This is a genomic window from Methylobacterium terrae (genome assembly GCF_003173755.1).
Classification (GTDB): Bacteria; Pseudomonadota; Alphaproteobacteria; order Rhizobiales; family Beijerinckiaceae; genus Methylobacterium; species Methylobacterium terrae.
In genome coordinates, this window is sequence record NZ_CP029553.1 from 3,886,632 (window position 1) to 3,911,969 (window position 25,338).

30 protein-coding genes are annotated in these 25,338 nt (G+C 72.2%); 20 read left to right on the forward strand and 10 right to left on the reverse strand.

The genetic code is table 11. From position 1 onward, the window contains the following. Positions 1-61 precede the first annotated feature (61 nt). The 5 genes from tolR (at position 62) to DK419_RS29055 (ending at position 2,873) form a co-directional block, all read left to right on the forward strand. Positions 62-541 carry a protein TolR gene (gene tolR, locus DK419_RS17975; protein ID WP_109960299.1) on the forward strand — a complete coding sequence of 160 codons (480 nt, stop codon included), beginning with the start codon at positions 62-64 and terminating at the stop codon, positions 539-541. A gap of 4 nt (positions 542-545) precedes the next feature. Further along, positions 546-1,538: an energy transducer TonB family protein gene (locus tag DK419_RS17980; RefSeq protein ID WP_109960300.1), complete on the forward strand. Its 993-nt coding sequence runs from the start codon at positions 546-548 to the stop codon at positions 1,536-1,538. 85 nt (positions 1,539-1,623) lie between these two features. After that, complete coding sequence (locus tag DK419_RS17985) at positions 1,624-2,136, forward strand: metallophosphoesterase family protein (RefSeq protein WP_109960301.1); 513 nt, start codon at positions 1,624-1,626, stop codon at positions 2,134-2,136. 177 nt (positions 2,137-2,313) lie between these two features. Beyond that, positions 2,314-2,634 (forward strand): hypothetical protein, encoded by a 321-nt coding sequence (locus DK419_RS17990; protein ID WP_109960302.1) that lies wholly within the window; start codon positions 2,314-2,316, stop codon positions 2,632-2,634. Positions 2,635-2,729: 95 nt separating this feature from the next. Further along, positions 2,730-2,873, forward strand: a complete 144-nt coding sequence (locus DK419_RS29055) for a hypothetical protein (RefSeq protein WP_167450839.1) — start codon at positions 2,730-2,732, stop codon at positions 2,871-2,873. 5 nt (positions 2,874-2,878) lie between these two features. Here the strand turns inward: DK419_RS29055 and DK419_RS17995 are convergent, their stop codons facing one another. Next, the gene (locus DK419_RS17995; protein ID WP_109960303.1) at positions 2,879-3,133 is read right to left on the reverse strand and encodes a hypothetical protein; all 255 of its coding nucleotides are present in this window, start codon (positions 3,131-3,133) and stop codon (positions 2,879-2,881) included. A 166-nt stretch (positions 3,134-3,299) separates the two neighbouring features. Here DK419_RS17995 and flaF point away from each other — a divergent pair, with 166 nt between their 5' ends. After that, positions 3,300-3,665, forward strand: a complete 366-nt coding sequence (gene flaF, locus DK419_RS18000; protein ID WP_109960304.1) for a flagellar biosynthesis regulator FlaF — start codon at positions 3,300-3,302, stop codon at positions 3,663-3,665. A 102-nt stretch (positions 3,666-3,767) separates the two neighbouring features. Here flaF and DK419_RS18005 read toward each other — a convergent pair whose 3' ends face one another. The 3 genes from DK419_RS18005 to DK419_RS18015 form a co-directional block, all read right to left on the reverse strand. After that, positions 3,768-4,085, reverse strand: a complete 318-nt coding sequence (locus DK419_RS18005) for a hypothetical protein (protein WP_109960305.1) — start codon at positions 4,083-4,085, stop codon at positions 3,768-3,770. Between the two features lie 254 nt (positions 4,086-4,339). Next, complete coding sequence (locus DK419_RS18010; protein ID WP_245442517.1) at positions 4,340-4,807, reverse strand: Rap1a/Tai family immunity protein; 468 nt, start codon at positions 4,805-4,807, stop codon at positions 4,340-4,342. Positions 4,808-4,933: 126 nt separating this feature from the next. Beyond that, positions 4,934-5,614, reverse strand: a complete 681-nt coding sequence (locus DK419_RS18015) for a hypothetical protein (protein WP_109960306.1) — start codon at positions 5,612-5,614, stop codon at positions 4,934-4,936. A gap of 285 nt (positions 5,615-5,899) precedes the next feature. Here DK419_RS18015 and DK419_RS18020 point away from each other — a divergent pair, with 285 nt between their 5' ends. After that, entirely contained in the window at positions 5,900-6,748 is an 849-nt protein-coding gene (locus DK419_RS18020; RefSeq protein WP_245442519.1) for a trypsin-like serine peptidase, read from the forward strand. On the opposite strand, the gene rsmD is transcribed toward DK419_RS18020, so the two are convergent. Next, positions 6,738-7,295 carry a 16S rRNA (guanine(966)-N(2))-methyltransferase RsmD gene (rsmD, locus tag DK419_RS18025; RefSeq protein WP_109960308.1) on the reverse strand — a complete coding sequence of 186 codons (558 nt, stop codon included), beginning with the start codon at positions 7,293-7,295 and terminating at the stop codon, positions 6,738-6,740. The two genes, DK419_RS18020 and rsmD, sit on opposite strands and share 11 nt — an antisense overlap. A gap of 9 nt (positions 7,296-7,304) precedes the next feature. Next, on the reverse strand, positions 7,305-9,314 hold the full coding sequence (locus tag DK419_RS18030; protein WP_109960309.1) for a pseudouridine synthase: 2,010 nt from the start codon (positions 9,312-9,314) through the stop codon (positions 7,305-7,307). Between the two features lie 44 nt (positions 9,315-9,358). On the opposite strand from DK419_RS18030, the gene DK419_RS18035 reads away from it, so the two are divergent. The 4 genes from DK419_RS18035 to DK419_RS18050 all read left to right on the forward strand — a co-directional run bounded on the left by DK419_RS18035 (position 9,359) and on the right by DK419_RS18050 (position 14,308). Further along, positions 9,359-9,901: a nucleoside deaminase gene (locus tag DK419_RS18035; protein ID WP_109960310.1), complete on the forward strand. Its 543-nt coding sequence runs from the start codon at positions 9,359-9,361 to the stop codon at positions 9,899-9,901. A gap of 91 nt (positions 9,902-9,992) precedes the next feature. Next, positions 9,993-11,327: an Nramp family divalent metal transporter gene (locus DK419_RS18040; protein ID WP_109960311.1), complete on the forward strand. Its 1,335-nt coding sequence runs from the start codon at positions 9,993-9,995 to the stop codon at positions 11,325-11,327. A 151-nt stretch (positions 11,328-11,478) separates the two neighbouring features. After that, a complete protein-coding gene (locus tag DK419_RS18045; protein WP_109960312.1) occupies positions 11,479-12,327 on the forward strand; it encodes a transglutaminase-like domain-containing protein in 849 nt (282 codons plus the stop codon). A gap of 325 nt (positions 12,328-12,652) precedes the next feature. Continuing rightward, entirely contained in the window at positions 12,653-14,308 is a 1,656-nt protein-coding gene (locus DK419_RS18050) for a DEAD/DEAH box helicase (protein ID WP_109960313.1), read from the forward strand. Positions 14,309-14,312: 4 nt separating this feature from the next. Here DK419_RS18050 and DK419_RS18055 read toward each other — a convergent pair whose 3' ends face one another. Next, positions 14,313-14,645, reverse strand: a complete 333-nt coding sequence (locus DK419_RS18055; protein ID WP_109960314.1) for an Hpt domain-containing protein — start codon at positions 14,643-14,645, stop codon at positions 14,313-14,315. 208 nt (positions 14,646-14,853) lie between these two features. Next, a complete protein-coding gene (locus DK419_RS18060; protein ID WP_109960315.1) occupies positions 14,854-15,222 on the reverse strand; it encodes a FlaG family protein in 369 nt (122 codons plus the stop codon). 511 nt (positions 15,223-15,733) lie between these two features. Here DK419_RS18060 and DK419_RS18065 point away from each other — a divergent pair. Both DK419_RS18065 and DK419_RS18070 read left to right on the forward strand, forming a co-directional pair. Further along, positions 15,734-16,546 (forward strand): FTR1 family iron permease, encoded by an 813-nt coding sequence (locus tag DK419_RS18065; protein WP_109960316.1) that lies wholly within the window; start codon positions 15,734-15,736, stop codon positions 16,544-16,546. 100 nt (positions 16,547-16,646) lie between these two features. After that, complete coding sequence (locus DK419_RS18070; RefSeq protein ID WP_109960317.1) at positions 16,647-17,294, forward strand: glutathione S-transferase family protein; 648 nt, start codon at positions 16,647-16,649, stop codon at positions 17,292-17,294. 25 nt (positions 17,295-17,319) lie between these two features. Here DK419_RS18070 and DK419_RS18075 read toward each other — a convergent pair whose 3' ends face one another. Beyond that, positions 17,320-17,868 (reverse strand): DUF924 family protein, encoded by a 549-nt coding sequence (locus tag DK419_RS18075; RefSeq protein WP_109960318.1) that lies wholly within the window; start codon positions 17,866-17,868, stop codon positions 17,320-17,322. A 184-nt stretch (positions 17,869-18,052) separates the two neighbouring features. Between DK419_RS18075 and ilvC the strand changes: the two genes are divergently transcribed. The 7 genes from ilvC (at position 18,053) to DK419_RS28735 (ending at position 24,771) form a co-directional block, all read left to right on the forward strand. Further along, on the forward strand, positions 18,053-19,072 hold the full coding sequence (gene ilvC / locus DK419_RS18080; protein WP_048431953.1) for a ketol-acid reductoisomerase: 1,020 nt from the start codon (positions 18,053-18,055) through the stop codon (positions 19,070-19,072). Positions 19,073-19,585: 513 nt separating this feature from the next. Beyond that, positions 19,586-20,989, forward strand: a complete 1,404-nt coding sequence (locus DK419_RS18085; RefSeq protein ID WP_109960319.1) for an alpha/beta hydrolase — start codon at positions 19,586-19,588, stop codon at positions 20,987-20,989. Beyond that, positions 20,986-22,539 carry a GMC family oxidoreductase gene (locus DK419_RS18090; protein WP_109960320.1) on the forward strand — a complete coding sequence of 518 codons (1,554 nt, stop codon included), beginning with the start codon at positions 20,986-20,988 and terminating at the stop codon, positions 22,537-22,539. Before DK419_RS18085 ends, DK419_RS18090 begins: the two co-directional genes overlap by 4 nt. Continuing rightward, positions 22,536-23,414: an SDR family oxidoreductase gene (locus tag DK419_RS18095; protein WP_109960321.1), complete on the forward strand. Its 879-nt coding sequence runs from the start codon at positions 22,536-22,538 to the stop codon at positions 23,412-23,414. Before DK419_RS18090 ends, DK419_RS18095 begins: the two co-directional genes overlap by 4 nt. A gap of 197 nt (positions 23,415-23,611) precedes the next feature. Continuing rightward, positions 23,612-24,166 (forward strand): DNA starvation/stationary phase protection protein Dps, encoded by a 555-nt coding sequence (gene dps / locus DK419_RS18100; protein WP_109962368.1) that lies wholly within the window; start codon positions 23,612-23,614, stop codon positions 24,164-24,166. An 81-nt stretch (positions 24,167-24,247) separates the two neighbouring features. After that, positions 24,248-24,625 carry a hypothetical protein gene (locus tag DK419_RS18105; protein WP_109960322.1) on the forward strand — a complete coding sequence of 126 codons (378 nt, stop codon included), beginning with the start codon at positions 24,248-24,250 and terminating at the stop codon, positions 24,623-24,625. Positions 24,626-24,627: 2 nt separating this feature from the next. Beyond that, positions 24,628-24,771 carry a hypothetical protein gene (locus DK419_RS28735; protein ID WP_162561304.1) on the forward strand — a complete coding sequence of 48 codons (144 nt, stop codon included), beginning with the start codon at positions 24,628-24,630 and terminating at the stop codon, positions 24,769-24,771. 8 nt (positions 24,772-24,779) lie between these two features. Here DK419_RS28735 and ilvN read toward each other — a convergent pair whose 3' ends face one another. Continuing rightward, positions 24,780-25,322, reverse strand: a complete 543-nt coding sequence (gene ilvN / locus DK419_RS18110; RefSeq protein ID WP_109960323.1) for an acetolactate synthase small subunit — start codon at positions 25,320-25,322, stop codon at positions 24,780-24,782. Positions 25,323-25,338 lie beyond the last annotated feature (16 nt).

A 25,338-nucleotide genomic window follows, 5' to 3' on the forward strand; every position in this document is an offset into this window, starting at 1 on the left:
TCCCGTTCAACCCGAGAAGACGCCCCTGCCCCGCTGAGGCAGGCGGCCGGAGGCCCGCCAGATGGGTATGGGACCGGTGCAGGCCGGCGCCGGCGACGAGGATGGCTTCGACGCCGCGCCGATGTCCGAGATCAACGTCACCCCGATGGTCGACGTGATGCTGGTGCTGCTGATCATCTTCATGGTCGCCGCACCCCTGATGACCGTCGGCGTGCCGGTGCAGCTGCCGAAGACCGCCGCGGCGAAGAGCGCCGAATCGAAGAAGCCGGTGGTAGTCTCCGTCGACAAGGACGGCCAGGCCTTCCTCGCCAAGGAGCCGCTGCCGGCCGACGCCGCGCTCGCCCGCCTGAAGGCGGTGGCCGCCGAGGATCCGGGCCAGACCGTGCTGGTGCGCGGCGACAAGGACGTGCCCTACGGCAAGGTCATGGAAGTCATGGGCCTCGTCGGCCAGGCCGGCTTCGCCAAGGTCTCGCTGATCGCCAACGCGCCGTCCGGCGGGGCGACGCCCGCCGCCGCGCCGGCCCCGGCGGCCCCGCGGTAAGTCGATGAGCCACACCGTGACGACCGACGCGCCGGAACCGCGCGAGCCGGGATCGGGCCTCGGCCTCGCCTTCCTGGTGGCGCTGGCGCTCCATGCCGGCGGCCTCTTCGCCCTGACCTACTGGCGCAGCCCCGCGACCCCGACCGGCGAGAACGAGATCACCATCGATCTCGCGCCGGACATGGCGGCGGTCGACGTGCCGAACGAGGCGAAGGACGCCGATGCCGTGCCGACCCCCACCGACGTGACCGAGCCCACGACCGTGCCGACGGCCGAGCCGCCGTCCGACACGGTGCCGGTCGAGACCCCGCCGCCGCCGGACACGAAGGTCGAGGAGACCCCGCAGGAGACCCCGGTCGAGCAGGTCCCGGCCCAGGCCGTGCCGCTGGAGAAACCGCCCGAGCCCGTCACCGAGGCGGTGCAGGAACCCGAGGAGGAGGTCGTCACCTCGACCAACGCCGAGGCGCCGGCCGCGGTGGTGGCCAAGCCCGTGCAGGAGCCCAAGCCCGTCGAGAAGCCCAAACCCGTCGCCAAGCCGAAGCCGGTGGAGAAGCCCAAGCCCGTCGAGAAGCCCAAGCCGATCGAGGCGAAGAAGCCGCCGCCGAAGCCGACCCGCGACGAGAGGCGCGAGGCGCAGCGGGCCGAGGAGCGCCGGCTCGAGGCCTCCCGCCAGCGCCGCGCCGCGGCCTCCGCCTCGCAGATGAACCAGGGCGGCGCCTCGGCCGCCGCCAGCGCCAACGCCGCCCGGGCCTGGGGTGCGATGGTGCGCGGGGCGATCCAGGGCCGGGCGCGCAGCGTCGGGGCGAGCGGCACCGCGACGGTCCGCTTCACGGTCTCCCGGTCCGGCCGGGTGCTCGGCGCCTCCCTCGCCGGCAGCAGCGGCAACGGCAGCATCGACGCCGCGGCGGTGGCGGCGGCCTCCGGCAGCCTGCCGCCGGCGCCGGCGGAGTTCACGGGGGCGCAGCAGAGCTTCACCCTGCCGGTGCGCTTCAACTGACGGCGCAGGCTCCGCGGAACCCCGCCGCCCCGCGGGATTTCCGGTTGGCGGCCCGGCTCCGGCCGGGCGACCGACCGGACGCCGCATGACCACGTACTTCACGAGCGACACCCATTTCGGCGACCCGCGCGTCCTGCGCATCGACCGCCGGCCCTTCCCCGACCTCGCGACCCACGACGCCGCGCTCGTCGAGAACTGGAACGCGGTGGTGGCGCCGGACGACACGGTCTGGCACCTCGGCGACTTCGCCCTCGGGCCGCCGCCGGAGCGGGTCCGGGCCCTGCTCGCGGCCCTGAACGGGCACAAGCACCTGATCGTCGGCAACAACGACGGTCCGGCGACCCTGACGGCGCCGGGCTGGCTCAGCGTCGCGCATTACGCCGAGATCGACGTGGACGGGCAGCACCTCGTGCTGTGCCACTACGCCTTCCGGACCTGGAACCGGATGGGGCGCGGCGTCGTGAACCTGCACGGCCACTCCCACGGCAAGCTCAAGCCGGCGACCCGGCAATACGACGTCGGCGTCGATGCCCGCGAGTTCCGCCCGGTCACCCTGGAGACGATCCGCTCGACGAGGCGTCGCCGCGCTACGATCTGAGACACCGCAAAGGCACTCGCCCGGGCCGTGGCGTGCCGGCCATCTAGGCAGTTTTGCGCGGAACCCCACGGGCGCCCCCGACGTTCCTCGAACACAAGAAGCAAGCTGGGCTTTACGCCTCATCCATGAGGTCGATCGCCGCAGCTTCTGATCCCAAAACTGTTCGTGAGTACAGCGATGTCCCCACAACGTCGTCTTCCGCTCGGCTGGCCCGTCGTCGCCGCCTTCCTGCTTCTCGCCGCTCCCGCCCTGGCGCAGCCGGCTTGCATCGGTGCCCAGCGCAAGATCGACGAGGCCGGTGCCCTTCGCTTCCAGGCCCGCCAGGACGCCCGCATCGGCGACCGCGACCGGGTCTGCGACAACCTCGGGGATGCCGAGGACCGCTACGAGGATGCCCGCGACCGGCTCGAGGATTGCGGCCTCGGGGTCGCCTCGGTCGACCTCAAGAGCGCGATCCGCTCGGTGCGCCAGGAGAAGCGGGTCTTCCGCTGCGACTGAGCGCGTGCCGTAGCGCACACCGTTTCACCGACAATTCACGCATCTCTCTCACCGGGCCGCGCCGTGCGTCGGCGCGCCAGATCGGATCTCTCGCCATGACCAGCGCCACCCAGACCTCGTCCGAGTCCCGCCTCGCCGCCCCGACCGCCGGTGCCCACTCGTTCACCGCGGCGCTCTGCGGCTTCCTCGGCTCGACCGCCGCGACGACCGTGGTGATGCTGCTCCTCAGCAGCGTCTGAGTGCATCAGGGCGCCACGGACCAGAACCGGCGCCGGGCAAACAGCATGTCCGGCTGCCCGACCTGCGGGCTTCCCGCCTGAACATGCGTCCGAGCCGGCGCCGGCGGGCAGACCGGATCCGGGCGCCGCGCCTGGATCGCCACCGGCTCGGGCCGGACCAGGCCCATCCTCACCTGCACGTCCGGATTGCGCAGGGCCGCGACCGTCGCGACGGAGGCCATCAATGCGCCCGCGACGGCGCCGAGGAGGAAATTCAGCATAGCGGCCGGTCCTTGCGCCGACATCGTAGCGGTTTGAGGGCGAAGACCCCGGTCTTCGGGCCGTGCCCGATGCCGCAACGTCGGCGTTCTTTCACAACTCGAGCTTAACAAATCGATGGCAGACCGGCTCCGGGGCCGCCTCAGCGGCCAGCCGGAGAGGCAGACGATGAGCTACGGCGCGAACGCCTACGCGAGAACGGCCCAGGTGGCGTTGACGCCCCGCGAGGCGGAAGCGGCGGTGCTGATCAAGGCGGCGGTCCGCCTGCAGGCGATCCAGGACAATTGGGACGCGCAGCACCCGACGCTGGACGACGCCCTGGCGTTCAACCGCAAGGTCTGGACGATCCTCTCCACGGCGGCGACCGAGCCGGACGCGCCGCTGCCCGATGAACTCAAGACCTCGATGGCCCGCCTCGGTGCCTTCGTCTTCACCCGGACCTTCGATGCGATGGTCGAGCCGAGCGCCGACAAGCTGACGGCGCTGATCCAGATCAACCGCGACCTGGCGAGCGGCCTGCGCGACAATTCCTGATCCCCTGCCCTGATCCCTCGCCCCGACTACGCGTACGATCCCGCATGACGAGGCCCCCGTCCCGGTGGGACGAGGGCCTCGTCGCCGGTACGAGGACCGGGGCTACTTCTGCTGGCTGCGCAGGGAGCTGTCGCTGCCGGAGGTCGTGGTCATCGGACCTTCCAGGCCGCTGGTGTTCTGCTCGGCCCGGTCGGGAAGGGTCTGGTCGAAGTTGCGCCGGTTGGCGGCGTGGTCGTGATACTGCTCGGTCTGGACGTGCTTGCTGTCGAGGCCGCGCGCCGCGCCGTGCTGGGACTTGTCGCGGTTGCTCAGCACCATGTTCTCCTCGAGGATGCCCTCGGGCAGCTCGGTCATCGCGCCGGTGCCGGAGCCCTTGCCCTGCGCGCCGGGACCCATGTTGTGCCTGTCGGCCTTGGCCATGCTCATCCTCCGATCGAACGGGCTCGGGACCGGGAACGACGCCGGTGGCGGCGCCCCGTCCCGCCTACTTGATTAGAGTATGAGCCGTGTCGGCCGGTGCAAGCGGGGCCGCGGGAAATATTGCCGGGAACCTTTTTCTGGCGGGAGCGATGAGCATGCCGCTCTCGACGGCTTGTGAACGCTGAACCGCGGCGCTCGACCAAGCGCGACGCCGCGGAACCTTCAGCAATACCGACGATCACCCGCGCGGCGTGCTACTCCTTGCGGCACGGGAAGGCGTCGCGCAGGGCGAGGAGGGCGAGGACGCCGGCATTCTCGCGCAGGGCCGGGGGATGGGCGGCCCCGTAGGCCACGACCGCCCGGACGAGCTGCAGGCGGTTGCCGTCGGGCGGCAGGCAGGCGCCGAGGATCGGCGGCTGGCCGGCGCCGTCGGCGACGCCGGCGAGATCCTGCACCGCCGCCATGAAGGCCCAGCAGCCGACGGTCTCGGGATCCTGGCGGAACTCGACCTCGGTGCCGCGCACCTTGGCGCCGCGCAGGAGGCTCTTGCACTGCGCCACCAGGACGGCGCCGTCCGCGGCGCGCGCCGGAGCCGGTGCGGCGAGAGCCGCGGCACCGAGGGCCAGGGCCCCGACGAGGGCGAGCGGTGACGGGGCGCCGGGAACATGCAGGCTCGCGCCGAAGGGCGACGCGCGATTCCACGACCTGCTCAGGATCGACATGCGGACTGACTCGACGCGGGAGGCCGCCGGTCTGCGGCCCGGCCCCATCCTAGCAAGCGGAGCCGCGCCCCGCCGCGCCTCAGGTTCGGTCAGTCACACCTACGTTGCCGCAGGCCGGGCAACCGGTCAGCGGGCCGGGTACACCACGCGGGCGAGCGCCGCCTCGACGCGGGGCGTCGGCACCGCCGCCGGGGTAGCCTTCTGGTACTGCGCCATCATGCGGCGGGCCGCATCGGCCGGCAGGGCGCCGATCGGCGCCGTCATGGCGAGCAGCTCCTTGCGGGTCTTGCTCGCGACGACGCCCGGACGGTTCACGTCCTGGAAGTCGCTCATCCGATGCTTGTCGCTGTCGGGGTCGCCGTGGAACACCCGCGGCCCCTCGGGCATGATGACGATGTCGCCGGGCCGCAGCGTCGGATCACGCAAAAGGGCATTCCGGGCGTCGAGGGACTTGAGCGGCGACACCGAGATCGCCAGCGGCTTGTCGTCCTTCTGCTTCACGTCGGCCTTCGGCAGGGCGACGTAGCGGGTGCGGCCGCGCATCGCCTTGGCCTGGGCCGCGAGGCGGTTGCGGCGGCTCGCCCGCTGGCGGATCGGCGCGTCGTAGGGCTGCACGGCGTAGGGCTGCGCCACCGGGGCCGGCGCGTAGGTGGCTTGCGGGGGCGAGAAGATCTGCCGCAGGAAGTCGAGCCCGTCGCCGTCCGCCGCCCGCGCCCCGGCGCTCGAGGCGATCAGCAGGCAGCCCGACGTCACGGTCAGGAGCATGGCACGCAGCCGGGCAGCCGGCAGGGTCTGGTGCAGCGGCATGAAGCCCCCAGTGAGTGCGGGTCGAGGATGAGAGATCTGTACTGGTACTCGGCCGATTAACCTCGACGGCAGCCTGCCAGTTCCGGAGTTCTTGCCATAGATGAACAATTTATGAGCGCGGCGGCCTCGGGCGCCTCCGATCGGATGAGGCGCGAACGGCGAAGGCGCGGTCCGGCACCCCGAACCTCACCCGGTTCGGCGTCGTCCTGCCGCCCGCGCCGCGAACACTGGATGCGGATCGGTACGATGCACGCACGAATGCTGACGCGACGGGAGTCGACGAGGATGCCGCCCGGGCTCGGCCGGAGGGGGCGGGCGCCGCTTCGCCCGCTCGCCGCCGCCATGCTGGCGATCGGGCTCGCCGCGCCGGACGCGGCCCGGTCGCAGGCGGCACCGCACGGTCCCCAGCCGGACAAGCGCGTGCCGATGGAGCCGACGGCCTGGCCCTTCACCGCGATCGGCCGGGTCAACGTGGTCCAGGGCCCGGCCCATCGCAGCCACTGCACCGGCACCCTGGTCGGGCCGCGCCACGTGCTGACCGCCGCCCACTGCCTGTTCGACGCCCGGCTCGATACCTGGGTCAAGCCGCACCAGATCCATTTCGTCTCCGGCCAGGCCCGCGACCTCAATACCGGCACCGCCGCGATCGAGGCGTTCCGCCTCGCCCCCGGGATCGACCTGCGCGCGGCGACCCGGCCGAGCCGCGGCGGCATCGCCCCCGGGATGATCGGCCGGGACTGGGTGATCCTCACCTTGAGCCAGCCCCTGGCCTTGCGGCCGGTGCCCTGGCTGGTGCTGCCGAACGCCGACCTGCCGGGGAGCCGGCCGGGCGCGGTGGTGGCGCTCGCCGGCTACGCCGCCGACCGACCCTACCTGCCGGTGATCCACCGCGGCTGCGCCGTCCGCATCGACGCCCCGGACACCGGGATGCTGAGCGATCTGTGCGAATCGATGTCGGGGGAATCCGGCGCGCCCGTGCTCGTCCTCGACGCGGACGGCACGGCCGCCCTCGTCGGCATCCACACCGCCGTGACGGGGGGCACGCGGGTCGGCAACGCCTACCGCTCGGCGAGCGGCGTCGGCGTCGCGGCGGCGGGCTTTGCCGGCGTCCTCGACGAGATGGTCAGGAAGTGACGCGCCAGAACGCCACCTGGGTGTCGCCGTAGCTCCGGCGCTCGAGCTCGGCGAACCCCTCCGGCGCCGCGAGGGCGGCGGAGGCCGCCTCCTCCACCACCGCGAGGGCACCGTCCTTCAGCCAGCCGCCGTCGCGTGCCGCCGCGAGCGCCTTCGGGGCGAGGTCGCGGCCGTAGGGCGGATCGCAGAAGGCGAGGTCGAACCCCTCGCCGGGCGGCGCGGCGCCGAGGCGGGTGGCGTCGCGGCGAAACAGCCGGGTCGCCCCGCCGAGCCCGAGGGTGTCGAGGTTCTGGCGGATCACGCCGCGCGCCTCCGCGCCCTCGTCGACGAGGAGCGCGAAGGACGCCCCCCGGGACAGGGCCTCGCAGGCGAGCGCGCCCGTGCCGGCGAACAGGTCGAGGACGCGGGCGCCCTCGACCGGATCGTCGTAGGCGTGGGTGAGGACGTTGAACATCGCCTCGCGCAAGCGATCCGAGGTCGGCCGGATCGCGTCGCTGCGCGGCCCGGCGAGACTACGGCCGCGCAAGGCACCGCCGACGATCCGCATCGGTCAGGCTCAGCCGCGCGGCCGGCCACCGCCGGGACGGCCACCGGGACGCCCGCCGGGCTTCCCCCCGCCGCCGGCCCCGCCGGAGCGGAAGCCGCCGCCGGGCTTGCCGAACGGCTTGCCCCCAGGCCGGCCGCCACCGCCGCCCGGACGCCCCTCGCCCCGGCCCGCGAACGAGCCGCCGGGCTTGGCACCGAAGGACTTGCCGCCGAAGGACTTGCCGCCGAACGAATTGCCGCCCGGCTTGCCGCCGAAGGATTTGCCCCCGCCCGGCTTGCCGCCGAACGAGCGGCCCTCGCCACCCCGGCCGCCGGGGCCGCGCCCCTCGCCGCCGAAGCCGCGCCCCTCGTCCCGCCCGCCGAAGGAACGGCCCTCGCCGCTCCGGCCGCCGGGACCGCGGCCCTCGCCGCCGAAGCCGCGACCCTCGTCGCGGCTACCGAACGAGCGACCGCCGCCCTTGTCGCCGAACGAACGGCCCTCGCCGCGCTTGTCGAAGGAGCGGCCTTCCCCGCCGCCGCTCCCGAACGAACGGCCGCCACCGGAGCGGCCTTCGAACGAGCGGCCGCCGCCTTCCGGCCGTCCGCCGAAGCGGCCGAAGCCGCGCCCGCGACCGCCCTCGTCGCCGAGCCCGGCCTTGGCGCCGCTGAACCTGTTGCCATCGCGCGGGCCGCGCTGCGGGGCGTCGCCGTCGCGGTCGCGCCGCATCGGGCGGTCGTCGCCGCGGGGGGCGCGGTCCGGTGCGCCCTCGCCGCCGCGGAACTTGGTGCGGCGGTGCGGCGCCGCCTCCTCCTGCGGCTGGGCCACCAGCCGCTCGACCAGCACGCGCCGGTCGCCCGAGGCGATGGCGCCGACTCGCTTGCGCGGGGCGTCGGCGGTGGCGGCGCGGATCTCCTGCGGGCTGTCGCCGCGGCGATGGACCCGGCCGCGATTCGGCAGGTCGCCCGCCGCCTCGGCCTCGGAGTCGCGCCAGACCGTGCGCGGCGCCGGCGCGCGCCGGCCCGCCGACGCGCCGGGCGGCTTGCCGAATTGCGGCCGGGCCGGATCGCGCCCGCGGGGGCCGGCATCCTGCGCCGCCTGGCGGGCGGCGGCCTTCGGCGAGCCGAACGGGGCGATCGGCTCGCGCACCGGGCTGGTGAAGTCGACGCCGGCCTGCTCGGCGAGGCTGTTGCCGAGCTGGTCCTTCAGCACCCGGGTGCGGATCTCGTCGACCAGCCCGACCTCGAGGTCGCCGAGCTGGAACGGCCCGAAGGAGAGCCGGATCAGCCGGTTCACCGACAGGCCGAGATGCTCGAGGATGCGCTTGACCTCGCGGTTCTTGCCCTCGCGCAGGCCGAGCGTCAGCCAGACGTTGTCGCCCTGCGCCCGGTCGATCGTCGCCTCGATCGGGCCGTACTCCATCCCGTCGATGGTCACGCCCTTGCGCAAGCCGTCGAGCATCGCCTGGTCGACGTCGCCGAAGGCGCGCACGCGGTAGCGGCGCAGCCAGCCGGTCTCCGGATGGGCGATGACCTTGGCGAGCCCGCCGTCGTTGGTCAGGAGCAGCAGTCCCTCGGTGTTGATGTCGAGCCGGCCGACCGCCACCACCCGGGGCATGTCCTCGGGCAGGACGTCGAACACCGTTTGGCGTCCCTCCGGGTCGCGGGCCGTGGTGACGACGCCGCGGGGCTTGTGGAACAGCCACAGGCGGGTGCGCTCGCGGGTCGGCAGCGGCTCGCTGTCGATCGTGATGCGGTCGTCCGAGGTGACGTTCACCGCCGGAGAATCGAGGCGCTGGCCGTTCAGGGTCACGCGGCCATCGAGGATCATCGCCTCGGCGTCGCGCCGCGAGGCCACGCCCGCCCGGGCGATCGCCTTGGCGATGCGCTCCGGCTCCGGCTCGGCGGCCGCCGGCTTCGCCGCGGCCCTGGCGGGGGCCGTGCGCTTGGCGGAAGCCTGTCCCTCGGGGGAGCCCGCGGATGCCTCGTCCCGTCCGTGACGCTGCTGCGGCGCCCCGGTCTCGTCGTCGTTGATGTCGTTCATGCGCGCCTGATACCAGACGGGTCCTGTCGACGCGAGTGGAACCGATGCGCGATTTTGCAAGGGGGCCTTCTTCGGGAAGCGGGCCTTCTTCGGGAAGCGGGTCCCCTTCGGCGAGCGGGAACCCGTCGGCGAGCGGGAGCCCGCGTCCCGATCCTCTGGGCCTCGCCTTCGACGCCGCGCGGGAGGCCGCGGTGCGGGGCGAGGTGCCGGTGGGCGCGGCGGTCGTGCGCGACGGCGTCGTGCTGTCGGTCGCCGGCAACCGTCCCCGGGCCGACCGCGATCCCACGGCGCACGCCGAGATCCTGGCGATCCGTGCCGCCTGCGCGCTCCTCGGCGACGAGCGCCTGACCGGCTGCGACCTCTACGTCACCCTGGAGCCCTGCGCGATGTGCGCCGGCGCGATCAGCTTCGCGCGGATCCGCCGGCTCTACTTCGCGGCCGCCGACCCGAAGGGCGGCGCCGTCGAGAACGGACCGCGCTTCTTCAACCAGCCAACCTGCCATCACGCGCCGGAGGTCTACGGGGGCTTTCGCGAGGGCGAGGCCGCCGCGCTCCTGCGCGAGTTCTTCCGCGATCGGCGGGCCTGACCCGTCCCTGGAATTCAGCCTTCTCAAATCAATATAGCAGTGGCTATATGGCGGCAGCCCGGCCCGGCCGGGAGCGACGGAGCACGGGCGGATGCGGGACGGATGGGCGTGGCGCGCCGGAGACGGTGCGGCGGAGCCGAGCCTCGGGGCGATGAATGCGAGCGTGCCGGTGCGGGCCACCGGCTCGTGGCCGCGGCGGCTCCTGGCGTTCCTCGGCCCCGGCTACATGGTCTCGGTCGGCTACATGGACCCGGGCAACTGGGCCACCGACATCGCCGGGGGTGCGCAGTTCGGCTACACCCTCCTCGCCGTCATCCTGCTCTCGAACCTGATGGCGGTGGTGCTCCAGGCGCTGGCCGCGCGGCTCGGCATCGCCACCGGCCGCGACCTGGCGCAGGCCTGCCGCGACGCCTATCCGCGCCCGGTCGGGATCGCGCTGTGGCTCGCCTGCGAGGCGGCGATCATCGCCTGCGACCTCGCCGAGGTGATCGGCACCGCCATCGCCCTCAAGCTCCTGTTCGGCCTGCCGCTCCTCGCCGGCGCGGTGCTGACCGGGCTCGACGTGCTGCTGATCCTGCTCCTGATGCGCCGAGGCTTCCGGGCGCTCGAAGCCTTCGTGATCGCGCTCCTCACGGTCATCTTCGTCTGCTTCGCGATCCAGATCGCGATGGCCGCGCCGCCGATCCGCGAGGTGCTCGGCGGCTTCGTGCCCTCGCCCCAGATCGTCACCAACCCGGCGGCGCTCTACCTCGCCATCGGCATCCTCGGCGCCACGGTGATGCCGCACAACCTCTACCTGCACTCCTCGATCGTGCAGACCCGCGCCTATCCGCGGGACGAGGCGGGGAGGAAGAGCGCGCTGCGCTTCGCGGTCGCCGATTCGACCATCGCCCTGACGCTCGCGCTCTTCGTCAACGCCGCGATCCTGATCATGGCCGCGAAGGTCTTCCACGGCGCCGGCCAGACCGGGGTTCAGGAGATCGAGGAGGCCCACGCCCTGCTCTCGCCGCTCCTCGGGATCGGCCTCGCCTCGACCCTGTTCGCGCTGGCGCTCCTCGCCTCGGGCCTCAACTCCACGGTCACCGCGACGCTCGCCGGCCAGATCGTCATGGAGGGCTTCCTGCGCCTGCGCCTGCCGGATTGGGCGCGCCGCCTCGTCACCCGCGGCATCGCCATCGTGCCGGTGGTGATCGTCACCGGTCTCTACGGCGACGAGGGCACCGCACGCCTCCTGGTGCTGAGCCAGGTCGTGCTGTCGATGCAATTGCCGTTCGCGGTGATCCCGCTCGTCAGCTTCGTCTCCGACAAGCGCAAGATGGGCGTCTTCGTGATCCCGGCCTGGCTCAAGATGCTGTCCTGGAGCATCGCCGCGGTGATCGTGATCCTGAACCTGAAGCTCCTCGTCGACACGGTCTTCGGCAGCTGACGCCGATGTCAGGAAGCAGACGCCGCCCGTGAGGTGTGGCGTCTGCACAACATTTGGGCGCGGATCGTGCACCGAACTGGCCGAGAACTCGGAACATCGGCGCGGCCCGACGATTGAGGCACCACGTTTTTTGATTTGCGTGGACGCCACGATGAAGATCCGCACCGGCTACTCGATCGCCTTCGACACGCCCGGCCCGACCCCGATGGTCCTGATGCTCAACGTGCATCCGTCCCGGGCCGGCGACCTGATCACGCCCGACACCATGACCATCGACCCGCCGGTTCCCGCGCGCCGGTTCGTCGATTCCTTCGGCAACGTCTGCACCCGCATCGTCGCGCCCGGCGGACGCATCACGGTCTCGGCCGATTTCCTGGTCGAGGACAGCGGCGCGGTCGACGACTACGCCCCCGACGCGATCCAGCACCCGGTGCAGGACCTGCCCGACGACGTGCTGCCCTTCCTGCTCGGCAGCCGGTACTGCGACACCGACAAGCTGTCGAACACCGCCTGGCAGCTCTTGGGCAACACGCCGGAGGGCTGGGCCCGGGTGCAGGCCATCGTCGACTACGTGCACGAGCGGATCCGCTTCGACTACCAGCGCGCCGACGCCACCCGCTCGGCCCTCGACGGCCACACCCAGCGCGAGGGCGTCTGCCGCGACTTCGCCCATCTCGCCGTCACCTTCTGCCGCTGCATGAACATCCCGGCGCGCTACTGCACCGGCTACCTCGGCGACATCGGCGTGCCGGCGGTGCCGGACCCGATGGACTTCTCGGCCTGGTTCGAGGTCTATCTCGGTGGGCGCTGGTACACGTTCGACGCGCGCCACAACCGGCCGCGGATCGGCCGCATCGTCATGGCGCGCGGCCGCGACGCCACCGACGTCGCGATCTCGACGAGCTTCGGCCCGGCCTGGCTCGCCAAGTTCGAGGTCCATACCGACGAGGTGGTGGAGACGGCGCCGCAGCGGACGGAGTGGCTGCAGGCGGCCGAGTAAATATAGGGCGTTAGAAACCTCCTCTCCCCGCGGGCGGGGAGAGGGCCGTGCCTCCGTTCAGGAGGTGCGGCGAGCCCACAGGGCGAGGGTGAGGGGGTGTTTCCCGGAAGGGCCTCTTTCGGTACCACCCCCTCACCGTCGCTCCGGCTTACGCCTCCGCTTGCCGTGTCCCCTGGACGGTGACACGGCCCTCTCCCCGCCCGCGGGGAGAGGAGAAACCCACGCCCTTCGTTCGAATCCACTCCCCTGATTCGCTCGCCGGGCGGGACGCCTCCCGACGCCGTCAAGCCTGGATGCCCACGCGTTCTCCGGCTATGGCGGCCCGATGCTGCTTCGTCCCTACCAGCGCGCGAGCCTCGACGCGCTCCAGGCCGATTGGGCGCGCGGCGGCCGCAACGGCCTGATCGTGCTGCCGACCGGGGCCGGCAAGAGCCTCGTCATCGCCACCCTGGTGCGGGAGACGATGGTCCGCAACCCGGGCGCCCGGATCGCCGTCGTCACCCATACCCGCGAGCTGATCGCCCAGAACCACGCCGAGCTCCTGAACCTCTGGCCGGAGGCGCCGGCCGGCATCGTCTCGGCCGGGCTCGGGCGACGGGAGGAGACGAAGCCGGTCCTGTTCTGCGGCATCCAGTCGGTGTGGAACCGGGTCGAGGCGACCGGCGGCTTCGACCTCGTGGTGGTCGACGAGGCCCACCTGATCCCCCGCGACGCCGAGACCCGCTACGGCCGCTTCCTCGACGCGGTGCGGGCGCGCTCGCCGGACATGCGCCTCGTCGGGCTCACCGCTACGCCCTACCGCCTCGACAGCGGCCGCCTCGACGAGGGAAAGGGCCGGGTGTTCGACGCCATCGTCTACGAGGCCCAGGTCGGCGACCTGATCCGCGAGGGCTACCTCGCGCTGCTCGTCTCGAAGGCCACCGCCACGACCCTCGACGTCAGCGGCGTGCCGGTGCGGGCCGGCGACTACGTGCCGGGCGCCCTCGAGGCGGCGGTGAACCGCGACGTCATCACCAGGGCGGCGGTGGCCGAGATGGTGGCCTTCGGCTCCGGGCGCCGGGCCTGGCTCGCCTTCTGCGCCGGGGTGAAGCACGCCGACGCGGTCCGCGACGCGATCCGGGCCGAGGGCTTCTCCTGCGAATCAATCTCCGGCGAGACGGGGAAGCGCGAGCGCGACCGGATCGTGCGCGACTTCCGAGCCGGGCGCCTGCGCTGCCTCACCTCGGTCGGCGTGCTGGCGACCGGCTTCAACGTGCCGGAGGTCGACCTGATCGCGCTGCTGCGCCCGACCCAGAGCACCGGCCTCTACGTGCAGCAGGTCGGCCGGGGCCTGCGCCGCGCCAAGGGCAAGACCGACGCCCTCGTCCTCGACTATGCCGGCCTGGTGCGCCGCCACGGGCCGATCGACGTGCTCTCGGCCAACGCCGTGGCGCGGGCGCGGCTCCTCGGCGAGGGCGGCGGTCCCCGGGCCAAGCCCTGCCCGGGCTGCGGCGCTCTGATCGCGCTCAACGCCAGCACCTGCGAGGCCTGCTGGGTCGAGCCGGCGGAGGAGGACGAGGCGGAGATGCCGCACGAGGCGGTGGCCGACGACGAGACCGCCGTCCTCTCCGCCGGCACCGTCGCGGTGGTGCGCGAGGCCCATGCCCGCTGGTGGCCGGTGGCGGGCTGGCGCTTTTCCCGCGAGGGACGCCCGCGCGGCCCGGACGTGCTGGCGGTCGCGCTGGAGGGCGACGAGGACGCGATGACCGTGCGCCTCGACCTCGAAGCCTCGGGCTTCGCCCGCGAGAAGGCGGTGCAGTGGTGGCGCCGCCTCGGCGGCGAGATGCCCGCCCCCCTCGACATCGACGAGGCGCTCGACCGCCGCGACGAACTCTCCCGCCCGGAGGCGGTCCGGATCGTGCCGACCGGCCGGCTCTCCGAGAGCGTCGATTATCGGCTGGCCGGCGGCGCGACCTGGACCGACACCCGGCGGGTCGCCTGACCCGTCAGCCCGCCGCCGCCAGGCGGGCGACCTCGGCCTCGGCCGTCGCCTTCTCGGCCTTCACCTCGGCGGCGAGTCGCCGGATCTCCTCGAGGTCGCCGCCCTGGCAGGCGGTCTCGAGGGCGGCGCAGAGGCGCGACAGCCGGGTGAAGCCGATCAGCCCCGACGAGGCGATGACGCCGTGCGCCGCCGCGCCGAGCGCCGCCGGCTCCCCCGTCACCGACCAGTCCTGCAACTGCGTCCTGAAGCGTCCGAGCAGCACCGGCAACGCCTCGTCGCCGACGGCCTGGCGCAGGTCGGCATAGATCGCGGCGTCGAGGGAGGGCGGCGTCGCCATGGCGTCGGGCTCCAGGTGCAGATCGGCTCGAGCGGCTCTCGTCGCGGGCGCGGCGCCCGTCGTGGCCCGATCGTACAGGATATGGAGCGGCGGCGATGCTCGGCCATCAGGCCGATCCCTTCAGGATCGGGGCCGATCCCGTCAGGATCGGGGCCGATCCCTTCGCGATCGGGGCCGATGCCTGGAAGCGGGGCGGCACCTCGCCGGCTCAGGCCGACCGCGCCACCGCCGTGCCGATCTCGGCCGCCCGGGCCTCCGCCTCGCGGGCATAGGTCCGGGCCCGCAGGATCGCCTCCGAGGGAAGCTGCTCGATCACCTCCCCCTTCGGATCGACGACCTGGAACACGATCTGACGGCTGTCGGGGTCGCGCCGGTACCGGGCCGTGCTCACGGTGGCCTCCTGCGGCGGCACGGTCCGGATCGCGGTCGCTTCCGCCTCCCGGCTCAGGTCCAGGGTCACCGCCGGGTCGAGGGGGATGTCGGGGCCGGTCCGCGACGAGGGACGAACGTCGTTCCGCGTGGCCGCCGCGACCGCGGCCGGCGGAAGCGCCGCGGCAAGGCTGCTGGTCTCGATCACTGCCAAATCCTTTCGGGCGATCCATTCGCGTGCAGCTAACCGCTACGAGCCCTACCCGGATGTTAACGCCGCGCTCCGACCTGAAGGTTGTCTTAAGGCGGAGTTTCCGGCCGTTAAGCAATTGTCTTGAATTCCGGTGACAGGGCCGGCGCCGAGCCGCCACCACCTCGGCCGCAAGGCGACCCGCTCGCTGGGGCGGGGCGAGAGGAGGATCAGGAGGACTCGACAGGACGTGACGCAGATTGAGGGGGCGACCGCTCCCGCACGACGACACCTTCCTGTCGACGCCGCGCGGCGGAAAGCATCAGATCCTTGATTTCCAGATCTTGCCGGAACAGCATGGCATCTCTTCATTGCATGAAGCCTCGATCCCGCATTTAGACTTGGCGGATGCCAGTTTGGAATCATACAAAACAAGGTCGTGGCATTTGAAAGTCGCGATTTCCTCGCCTAAGAGAGCGCCGACGGAGGCGGCGTCGCGCGTCCGGACGACGTGAGCGAGGAGCACCCCATGGCCGACGGATCCACTTTCGCGCAGGCCTTCACCATCCTGTTCCGCGAGGGGCTGGAGGCGCTCCTGGTCGTCGCGGCCCTCGCGGCGTTCCTGCGCCGGGCCGGCGCGGCGGAGCGCATCCGCCCGCTCTATGCCGGGGCCGGCCTCGCGGTGCTGGCGAGCTTCGCCATGGCCTGGGTGTTCGAGGCCTTCTTCGACGGCAACCACAACGACCTGATCGAGGCCGGCGTCATGCTGGTCGCGGCCGGCCTGATGTTCACGATGAGCGGCTGGCTGTTCCTGCGCCAGGACCCGGCGGCCTGGAAGGCCGAGATCAACCGCATGGCCGAGCGGGCGATGAGCGCCGGCACCGTCCTGTCCCTCGGCGGCATCGCCTTCCTGGCGGTGTTCCGGGAGGGCGCCGAGACGGTCCTGTTCCTGCACGCCCTCGCCCGCACGGTGGGCGGCTTCGACGCCTCCCTCCTCGGCGGCCTCCTCGCGGCGGCGCTCGCCCTCGCGGTGGTGTTCGTGGCGATGCAGTGGCTGGCCCTGCGGCTGCCGCTGCGCCCGGTCTTCCTGCTCACCTCCGCCTTCCTGTTCGTGATGGGCCTGCGCCTCGTCGGGGCGGCGATCCAGGAATTCCAGGAGCAGGTGATCGTGCCGGTGCACAATGACGGCGTGCCGGAGTTCGTCACCGAGCTCGGCTTCAACGGGAGCTGGGAGGCGCTGGCCGTCCAGGGCGCGATCGTGCTCTGCGCGCTGGCCTGGCTGGTGGTGCGGCGCCAGCGCCCGGCCGGCACCGTGGCGGCCCGCCCGCAGGTCTCCGGCTGAGGACCCGCGCCCGGGGCGGTATCGCTCCGGGCCCGCTTCGGGCTAAGGAGCGGGGCGCCCCCCGGCCGGCCGGGGTGGCGGCTCGCGCCGGGAGGCCCCGTTGTCCGACACCCCCACGCTCTACTACTCGCCGGGCGCCTGCTCGCTGGCACCCCACATCGCCCTCGAGGAGACCGGCGCCGCCTTCGAGGCGGTGAGGGTCGACTTCGCCACCGCCGAGCAGCGGGGCGGCCGCTACCTCGCCATCAACCAAAAGGGCCGGGTGCCGGCGCTGGCGGAAGGCGAGTGGGTGCTGACCGAGAACCCGGCGATCCTGCGCTACATCGCGCGGACCCACCCGCAGGCCGGCTTGTGGCCGGAGGATCCGCGGGAGGAGGCCCGGTGCGCCGAGTGGCTGGCCTGGATCTCCTCCACCATCCATCCGGCCTACGCCCATATCCGCCGGGCTGAGCGCTACGCCACCGATCCGGCGGCGATCGAGGACGTGAAGGCTAGAGGGCACGAGACCTGCGCCGACCTGTGGACGATGATCGAGGTCGGCCTGTCCCGGGGCGGCTGGGCGGCCGGCACGCGTTACAGCGTCGCCGACCCCTACCTCCTGGTGTTCTGGCACTGGGGCCGCGGTCAGGTGCTCGGCTACGACATGGCCCGCCAGTTCCCGTACTGGACCGAGCACGCCCTCCGCATGGCCGAGCGCCCCGCCGTGCAGCGCGCCTTCGCCCGCGAGGGGCTGCCGCTGCCGGCGTGACGAGGTCCCCTCAGGACCGCGCGACTCAGCCGCGAAACGCGCCCTCGCCCGAGAGGTACTCCCGCTCGGCCGCGCTCTCCGGGCGGCCGAGCACCGCGTTGCGGTGCGGGAAGCGGCCGAAGCGCGCGATCAGCGCGCGGTGCTCGTGCGCCGCCTTCAGGTTGACCGGGATGCCGAGCGCGGTGAACAGCGCGACGCTGCGCTCCTGGTGGCCCGGATCCTCGGCGTGCATCAGCGGCATGTAGAGGAAGGCGCGCAAATCCGGCGCGATCGCGGCGTCGAGCCCGCGCGCGATCGCGCGGTCGGCGGCGGCGAGAGCCGCCGCGTCGGTCGCCCAGGCCCGGGGCGTGCCGCGGAACAGGTTGCGGGGGAACTGGTCGAGCAGCAGCACCAGGGCGAGCGCGCCCTCCGGACTCTCCTCCCAGGCCGCGAGGTCGCCCCGCGCCGCCGCCTCGTGCAGCGGCAGGTAGGCCCGGCAGGCGGCGTCGAAGGCCGGATCGGCCTTGAACCAGCGGTCGAACCCGGCCTCGCGCCAGAACTCCACCAATTCGGCGGGCGTCGCCCGTTGCGTCATGCCGATCCCCTGTCAGCGCCCGGAAGGGCCGATTCCGCGCAACGAACTTGGCAGCCATGTGCGCGTCCGCGCGCATAGCCTATTCCCTGACGCGAATCACGCCGCTACAAGCCGCCCGTCGCACGGCCGCTCCAGCGCCCGGAGCGTTCGAGATTCTCGCCATCTGCACAAAGGGGGAGCCGCCATGCGGGTCTATTACGATCGTGATGCCGACATCAATCTGATCAAGGGCAAGAAGGTCGTCATCGTCGGCTACGGCAGCCAGGGCCACGCCCACGCGCTGAACCTGCGCGATTCCGGCGTGAAGGACGTGGTGATCGCCCTCCGCAAGGGCTCGGCCAGCGCCAAGAAGGCCGAGGCCGAGGGCTTCAAGGTCATGGAGGTCGCCGACGCCGCCCGCGAGGCCGACGTCGTCATGATGCTGACCCCCGACGAGCTGCAGGGCGAGATCTACCGCGACTCGCTCCAGGCGAACATGAAGCAGGGCGCCGCCCTGCTGTTCGCCCACGGCCTCAACGTCCACTTCAACCTGATCGAGCCGCGCGCCGACCTCGACGTGCTGATGGTCGCCCCGAAGGGCCCCGGCCACACCGTGCGCTCGGAGTACCTGCGCGGCGGCGGCGTGCCGACCCTGATCGCCATCGCCCAGGACGCCTCCGGCAACGCCCACGACCTCGGCCTGTCCTACGCCTCGGCCAATGGCGGCGGCCGCGCCGGCATCATCGAGACCACCTTCAAGGAAGAGTGCGAGACCGACCTGTTCGGCGAGCAGGTCGTGCTCTGCGGCGGTCTCGTCGAGCTGATCAAGGCCGGCTTCGAGACCCTCGTCGAGGGCGGCTACGCCCCCGAGATGGCCTATTTCGAGTGCCTCCACGAGGTGAAGCTGATCGTCGACCTCATCTACGAGGGCGGCATCGCCAACATGAACTACTCGATCTCGAACACCGCCGAGTACGGCGAGTACGTGACCGGCCCGCGCATCATCACGCCCGAGACCAAGGCCGAGATGAAGCGCGTGCTCACCGACATCCAGAACGGCACCTTCACCCGCAACTGGATGCTCGAGAACAAGGTCAACCAGACCTCGTTCAAGGCGACCCGCGCCCGCAACGCCGCCCACCCGATCGAGGAGGTCGGCGAGCGCCTCCGCGGCATGATGCCGTGGATCAAGGAGAAGGCCCTGGTCGACAAGGCCAAGAACTAACATCTTCGGAGCCGCGGCCGCCCCGGGCGAGCCGCGGCGTCCCCTCGCGAACGCCGCGCGGACCGCCCACCCGCGCGGCGTTCGCGCGTCCGGGGCTCGCGACGTGCCGAGTGTTTCCTCCGATCGGCGCAGATCAGGGGCTGTGCCCGGCATCCTCGGCGAGATGTGACGAGCCTCGCGCGCCTCTCTCCGCTCTTCGCCGAGGATGAGGCGCCAGTTCCGGCGTCGTCATCGGAAAAATTTAACATAGGTCAACGCGGTCGACGGCGTGGCGAATGCTGCCGGCTCCATCCCCTCGGCCTGACGAAGAAGCCGGATATCGTATCAATCGCCGGACGTCGATTTCCCGTCCGACCAAGGCTTCGCGTCCGCCGCGGCCGCCGGAGACCGGTCGAGACGCCGTCCTCCGGCCCGCTCGACACGTTGACGACTCGACACATCATCCGGGGGTGCTGCAAGGCGCCGCGGGCGCGCCGCCGTTGACGCAGCGCAGCGTCGCGCGATCTCGCGAGCATGATTGACCGACCCGTTCTCTTCTGCCTGCACTTCCTCGGAGGCAGCGCCCGCACCTGGCGCCCCCTCGCCGAGCGTCTCGGGCCTCACCTGCGCTGCGTCGCCATCGACCTGCCGGGCTTCGGCGACGAAGCCGGGCATCCGGGTTGCGGCGTCGCCGCCATGGCCGACCACGTCGCCGCCCGCATCGCCGCCGAGGCCCCGCCCGGGCCCTGGTTCATCGCCGGCAACAGCATGGGGGCGAAGGTCGCCCTCGCGCTCGCCCGTCGCAGCGAGGACGGCGATCCGGCGCTCGCCGGCCTCGCCGGGCTGGTGCTGCTGGCTGGCTCGCCGCCCTCCCCCGAGCCGATGGAAGAGGAGCGTCGGCAGGCGATGATCGCCTGGATCGACGCCGATCCGGAGACCCGGAGGCGCGAGGCGGAAGGCTTCGTCTCGGCGAATGTCGGGGCGCCCCTCGATCCGGAGGATCATGCCCGGACCGTCGAGGACGTGCTGCGCGCGAACCCCGAGGCCTGGAAGGCCTGGCTCGCCGGGGGCGCCAACGAGGATTGGCGCGGGCGCATCGGCACCCTGTCCACCCCGGCGCTGGTGGTGAGCGGGGCGCAGGACGGCGATCTCGGGCCAGAGGCGCAGGCGGCGCTCACCCTGCCGCACCTCGCCTGCCACCGGCACGAGGTGGCCGCCGGCGCCGGCCACCTGCTGCCGCTGGAGCGGCCGGAGATGCTGGCGGCGCTGATCCGCGACCTCGTCACGGCGCCGCCGCGAGCCGCCGAGGCGCCGACCCTGCCGCCCGCCTTCGCGGCCCTGATGGGGTCGGAGCGGGTCAGTACCCGCCTGCGCACCACCCTGCGCGAGCGGATGCGCGAGCCGGACGGCCCGTTCTGCCTGAGCGCGGAGGAGCGCGCGACGCTGACAGCCTGCCTCGACCGGGTGCTGCCGCAGTCGGGCCCCGGACAGATCGACCTCGCCCGCCGCATCGACGCCCGGCTCGCGACCGGCCCCGGCGACGGCTGGCGCTTCGCCGCCCTGCCGCCGGACCCGGAGGCCTATGCCCGGGCCCTGCGCACCCTCGACGGGGCGGCGCGGGAATCCTACGGGCGCCCGTTCACGGCGCTCGGCGGCTCGGAGCAGGACGCCCTCCTCGCCCGCGCGACCTCCGGCGACCTGCCGGAGATTCCGGGTGGCCTCGCGCCCGACCTGATGACCTGCTGGTTCGAGGAGTTGCGCGGCGAAGCGGTGCGCACCTTCCTCGCCCACCCGGCCGGTCTCGCGGCGATCGGCTTCACCGGAATCGGGGCCGGGGGCGACGACGCCGACGCCCTGCCCGGCTACCGCCTGACCGGCCTGAACGAACGCGAGCCTTGGGAAGCCCCTGTCCTCGAGACCGTTGGAGACGCCCGATGAACCTCTCGGGGCAGAACCGTTACAGCACCGACGAGGTCGTCGACGTGGTGGTGGTCGGCACCGGGGCGGGCGGTGCGCCGCTCCTCGCCGAACTCGCCGCGGCAGGGTTGAAGGTCGTGGCACTCGAGGCCGGGCCGAACTTCGATCCCGCCGGTTACGGCTTCGACGAGACGCTGGCCGACGAGATCTACTGGACCGAGGAGCGCCTGAGCGGCGGTTCGACGCCGGAGGCCTTCGGCGGCAACAACAGCGGCACCGGAGTCGGCGGCTCGACCCTGCATTGGGGTGCCTTCGTGCCCCGGGCCGATCCCCGCGATCTCCGGCTGAACTCCGAGAGCGGCGAGGGCTGCGACTGGCCGATCGACCGCGCCGAGCTGGTGCCGTTCTACGACCGCGTCGAGGCGTTCATCGGCACGTCGGGGCCCACCCCCTATCCGTGGGACGAGAGGCGGCGCTTCCCGCTGCCGCCGGTCCCGCGCAACGGCCCGGCCCAGCTGATGGCCTCGGCCTGCGACCGCCTCGGCATCGCGGCGACCGACGCGCCGGCGGCGGTGGTCTCGCGCGATTTCACGGTCGATCCGGCGGTGCCGGAGCGCAGGGCCTGCATCAATTGCGGCTTCTGCCACCAGGGCTGCCGCACCCGCGCCAAGGCCAGCATGGACGTGACCTACCTGCCCTTGGCGGTGGCGCGGGGAGCCGAGATCCGGGCCGGGGCCCGCATGCACGGGGTCGAGCGCGACCGGGCCGGGCGGATCACCAGTGTGATCTACCGCAGCGGCGGCCGCGACCACCGGCAGCGTTGCGCCCACCTGATCCTGTGCGCGGGCGCCGTCGAGACGCCGCGGCTGCTGCTCCATCTCGACCTCGCCACCGCCAGCGGCCAGGTCGGGCGGAACTACATCGGCCACGTCGCGACGCAGGTCTGGGGCACCTTCGCGGACGAGGTCGGGATGAACCGGGGCTATCCGTCCTCGCTCATCACCGAGGACTTCACCCGGCCGAAGGGCGCCGATTTCGCCGGCGGCTACCTGGTGCAGAGCCTCGGCGTCGAGCCGCTGACCTGGGCCAACGCGGTCGCCCGCGGCCGCGGCCTGTGGGGGCCGGCGCTCACCGAGTATCTTCGCCGGTACAACCGCGTCGCCGGGATCGGCATCAACGGCGAGACGCTCCCTTGCGACGCGAACGTCCTGACCCTGTCGGACGAGACCGACGCGCTCGGGATGCGAAAAGCCCATATCAGCTTCGGCTACGGGCCGAACGAGCGCGCGCTGAACGCCCACGCCACGCAGGTGATGCGCGAGATCTGGGAGGCGGCCGGCGCCTCCGACGTCTGGGTGCTGGAGCGGGTCGCCCACACGCTCGGCACCTGCCGGATGGGCCGGAACCCCGAGGCCTCGGTGGTCGATTCCTTCGGACGCAGCCACGAGGTCGAGAACCTCTGGATCTGCGACGGCTCGGTGTTCCCGAGTTCCCTCGCGGCCAATCCGGCCCTGACCATCATGGCGCTGTCCCTACGCACCGCCGGCGCGTTCCTGAAAGGCTCCCGATGAGCGACGATCCCCGCGCGGCCTATCCCCGGCCGCCCTTCCCCGGCGCGCAGCAGCAGCCGCGCCCCGGCCTCACCGGGCCGATGGACCCGGCCCCCGACCACGGCGAGGAATCCTACGTCGGCAAGGGCCTGCTCACCGACCGGATCGCGCTGATCACCGGGGGCGATTCCGGCATCGGCCGGGCGGTCGCGATCGCCTATGCCCGCGAGGGCGCCGACGTCGCGATCTCCTACCTCGACGCGGAGGAGGAGGACGCGCGGGAGACCAAGGCCTGGGTCGAGAAGGCCAGCCGGCGCTGCCTCCTGCTGCCGGGCGACCTGCGCGACGAGGCGCATTGCCGGGCGATCGTCGCAAAAACCGCCGCGGAGTTCGGCCGCATCGACGTGCTCGTCAACAACGCCGCCGCCCAGGTGGTCAACGAGGGCCTCGACGACGTCACCGCGAACGATGTCGAGGGTTCGTTCCGCGCCAACGTCTTCGCGATGATCTACCTGGCGCAAGCGGCGGTGCCGCACATGCGGCCGGGCTCGGCGATCGTGAACTCGACGAGCCAGCAGGCCAAGGTCGCCGATGCCAGCATGCTGGTCTACGCCGCCACCAAGGGGGCGATCAGCACGCTCACGGTCGGGCTGTCGAACCTGCTTGCGCCCAAGGGCATCCGGGTCAACTGCGTCGCTCCCGGCCCGGTCTGGACGCCGATCCAGCCCATCGTGAAGAGCCCCGAGCAGATCGAGCAGCTCGGCGCCGACACGCCCCTCGGCCGCGCCGGCCAGCCGGCCGAGCTGGCGCCCGCCTACGTGCTCCTCGCCTCGCGAGAGGGGAGCTACATGACCGGCGCGCTCGTGCCGGTCACCGGCGGCCAGCCGATGCTCTGACGGAAGGGCAGCTTTGCGGAGGGAAGGCTGTCCGGCGGGGTACCCCGCCCTAGCTCCTTCGTCATCGGACGGACCCGGCCCGGGACCGTCCCACCGCCCCGGCCGAAAGGCCCGGGGATGGGCCACAAACCTTACCGCAGCATCGGAACGGCCGCCCCTCGGCCTCGTTGTTGCGGGAAATCCACGGAGTGACCGACATGACGGACTCGCAAGGCAAGGCCGGCTCCCCGCGCCAGCACCGCACCCGCAACAACACCGACTCGAACGCCAAGCGCGTGTCGATCGAGACCCTCAACGCGCGGCTCGCCGACGGCATCGACCTGGCGCTCAACATCAAGCAGGCGCACTGGAACCTGAAGGGCCCGCAATTCATCGGCATCCACCTGATGCTCGACGGGTTCCGCACCGAGATCGACGACCTCAACGACAAGGTCGCGGAGCGGGCCGTGCAGCTCGGCGGGACGGCGGTCGGCACCGCCACGGTGGTGTCCGCCTCCTCGAAGCTGACCCCCTACCCGACCGACATCTACGCCATCGCCGACCACCTCTCGGCCCTGATCGACCGCTACGCGGCCTATGCCAACGCCGTGCGCGAGAACATCGACCAGACCGACGAGGCCGGCGACCCGGACACCGCCGACCTGTTCACCGAGGTCTCCCGCGCAGTCGACAAGCAGCTGTGGTTCCTCGAGGCCCACGTGCAGGAGCCGACCGGCGCGATGCGCGACGGGGACGGCAAGGGCGCGCGCTGAGGTGGTGGAGTTCGGATGCCGGGGCCGGCGGTGAGCCAGCCTTGGCTTTGAACTCCCTTGCCCGTCTGCTCACGCTGAAGAATGCAAACGTGGTTCGCCTCTCCCGCCATGGGGGAGGCGTTTTTGCATCTGGAGACGGATATCGACGGCGAAGGTTCGATCAGTTACGCTACGTCATCAATTGGTGAGGCGGCCCACGTGACCGAGGCAGCGTCCAATGCGGCGGAGATCGCTGCGCGTCGCAAGCATCTGGCGAAGCGTCTGAACGAGCACATCAAACTGTTTGTGGCTTATGTGAACGCTTTGGCAATTGCCATCGCGGGCGCTGCCATCATCGTGCCGATGGTCAACGCCCCGGATGCGACCCTGAAACGGTCAGGCCTCGCTTGGTTCACGGCGTCTCTCGCCTTACATTGCTTCGGTCAGGCTATGATCCGACTTCTGCGCCGGGAGGAGTGACGATGCCTTGGGACGCCACGCTGGTGATGCTGGCTTTCGCGACGTTCGTATCGGTAACGGGCCTGACCGCCATCCTGTACGCCGTGCGCCGATTCGAGCGCGAATTCGGCGATGCGGGCCGCACCGGCGCCCCGCCCGCCGAGTAGCGTGAGCGCTACATCGCCTCCGGCCCGCGCCCCATCGCGGCGACGCCGGTGCGCGACACCTCGACGAGGCCCACCGACGCCATCAGCTTGACGAAGCGGTCGATCTCGTCGGTCGTGCCGGTCAGCTCGAAGACGAACGACGACAGGGTCGCGTCGACGGTGCGGGCGCCGAAGGCGGCGGCGAGCCGCATCGCCTCGACCCGGTGCTCGCCCTTGCCGGCCACCTTCACGAGCGCGAGCTCGCGCTCGAGCGAGTCGCCCTGGAGCGTGAGATCCACCACCCGGTGCACCGGCACGAGGCGATCGAGCTGGGCCTTGATCTGGTCGATCACTGCGTTGGTGCCCGCCGTCACGATGGTGATGCGGGAGATGTGCCGGGCCTCCTCGGTCTCCGACACGGTCAGGCTCTCGATGTTGTAGCCGCGGCCCGAGAACAGGCCGGCGATGCGGGCGAGCACGCCGGGCTCGTTGTCGACGATGACCGCCAGCGTGTGGCGGTTCACCGGCTCGACGCGGACCGGATCGGGATAATGGGTGTTCATGGCGTTCATCGTCCTGCCCTGCCCG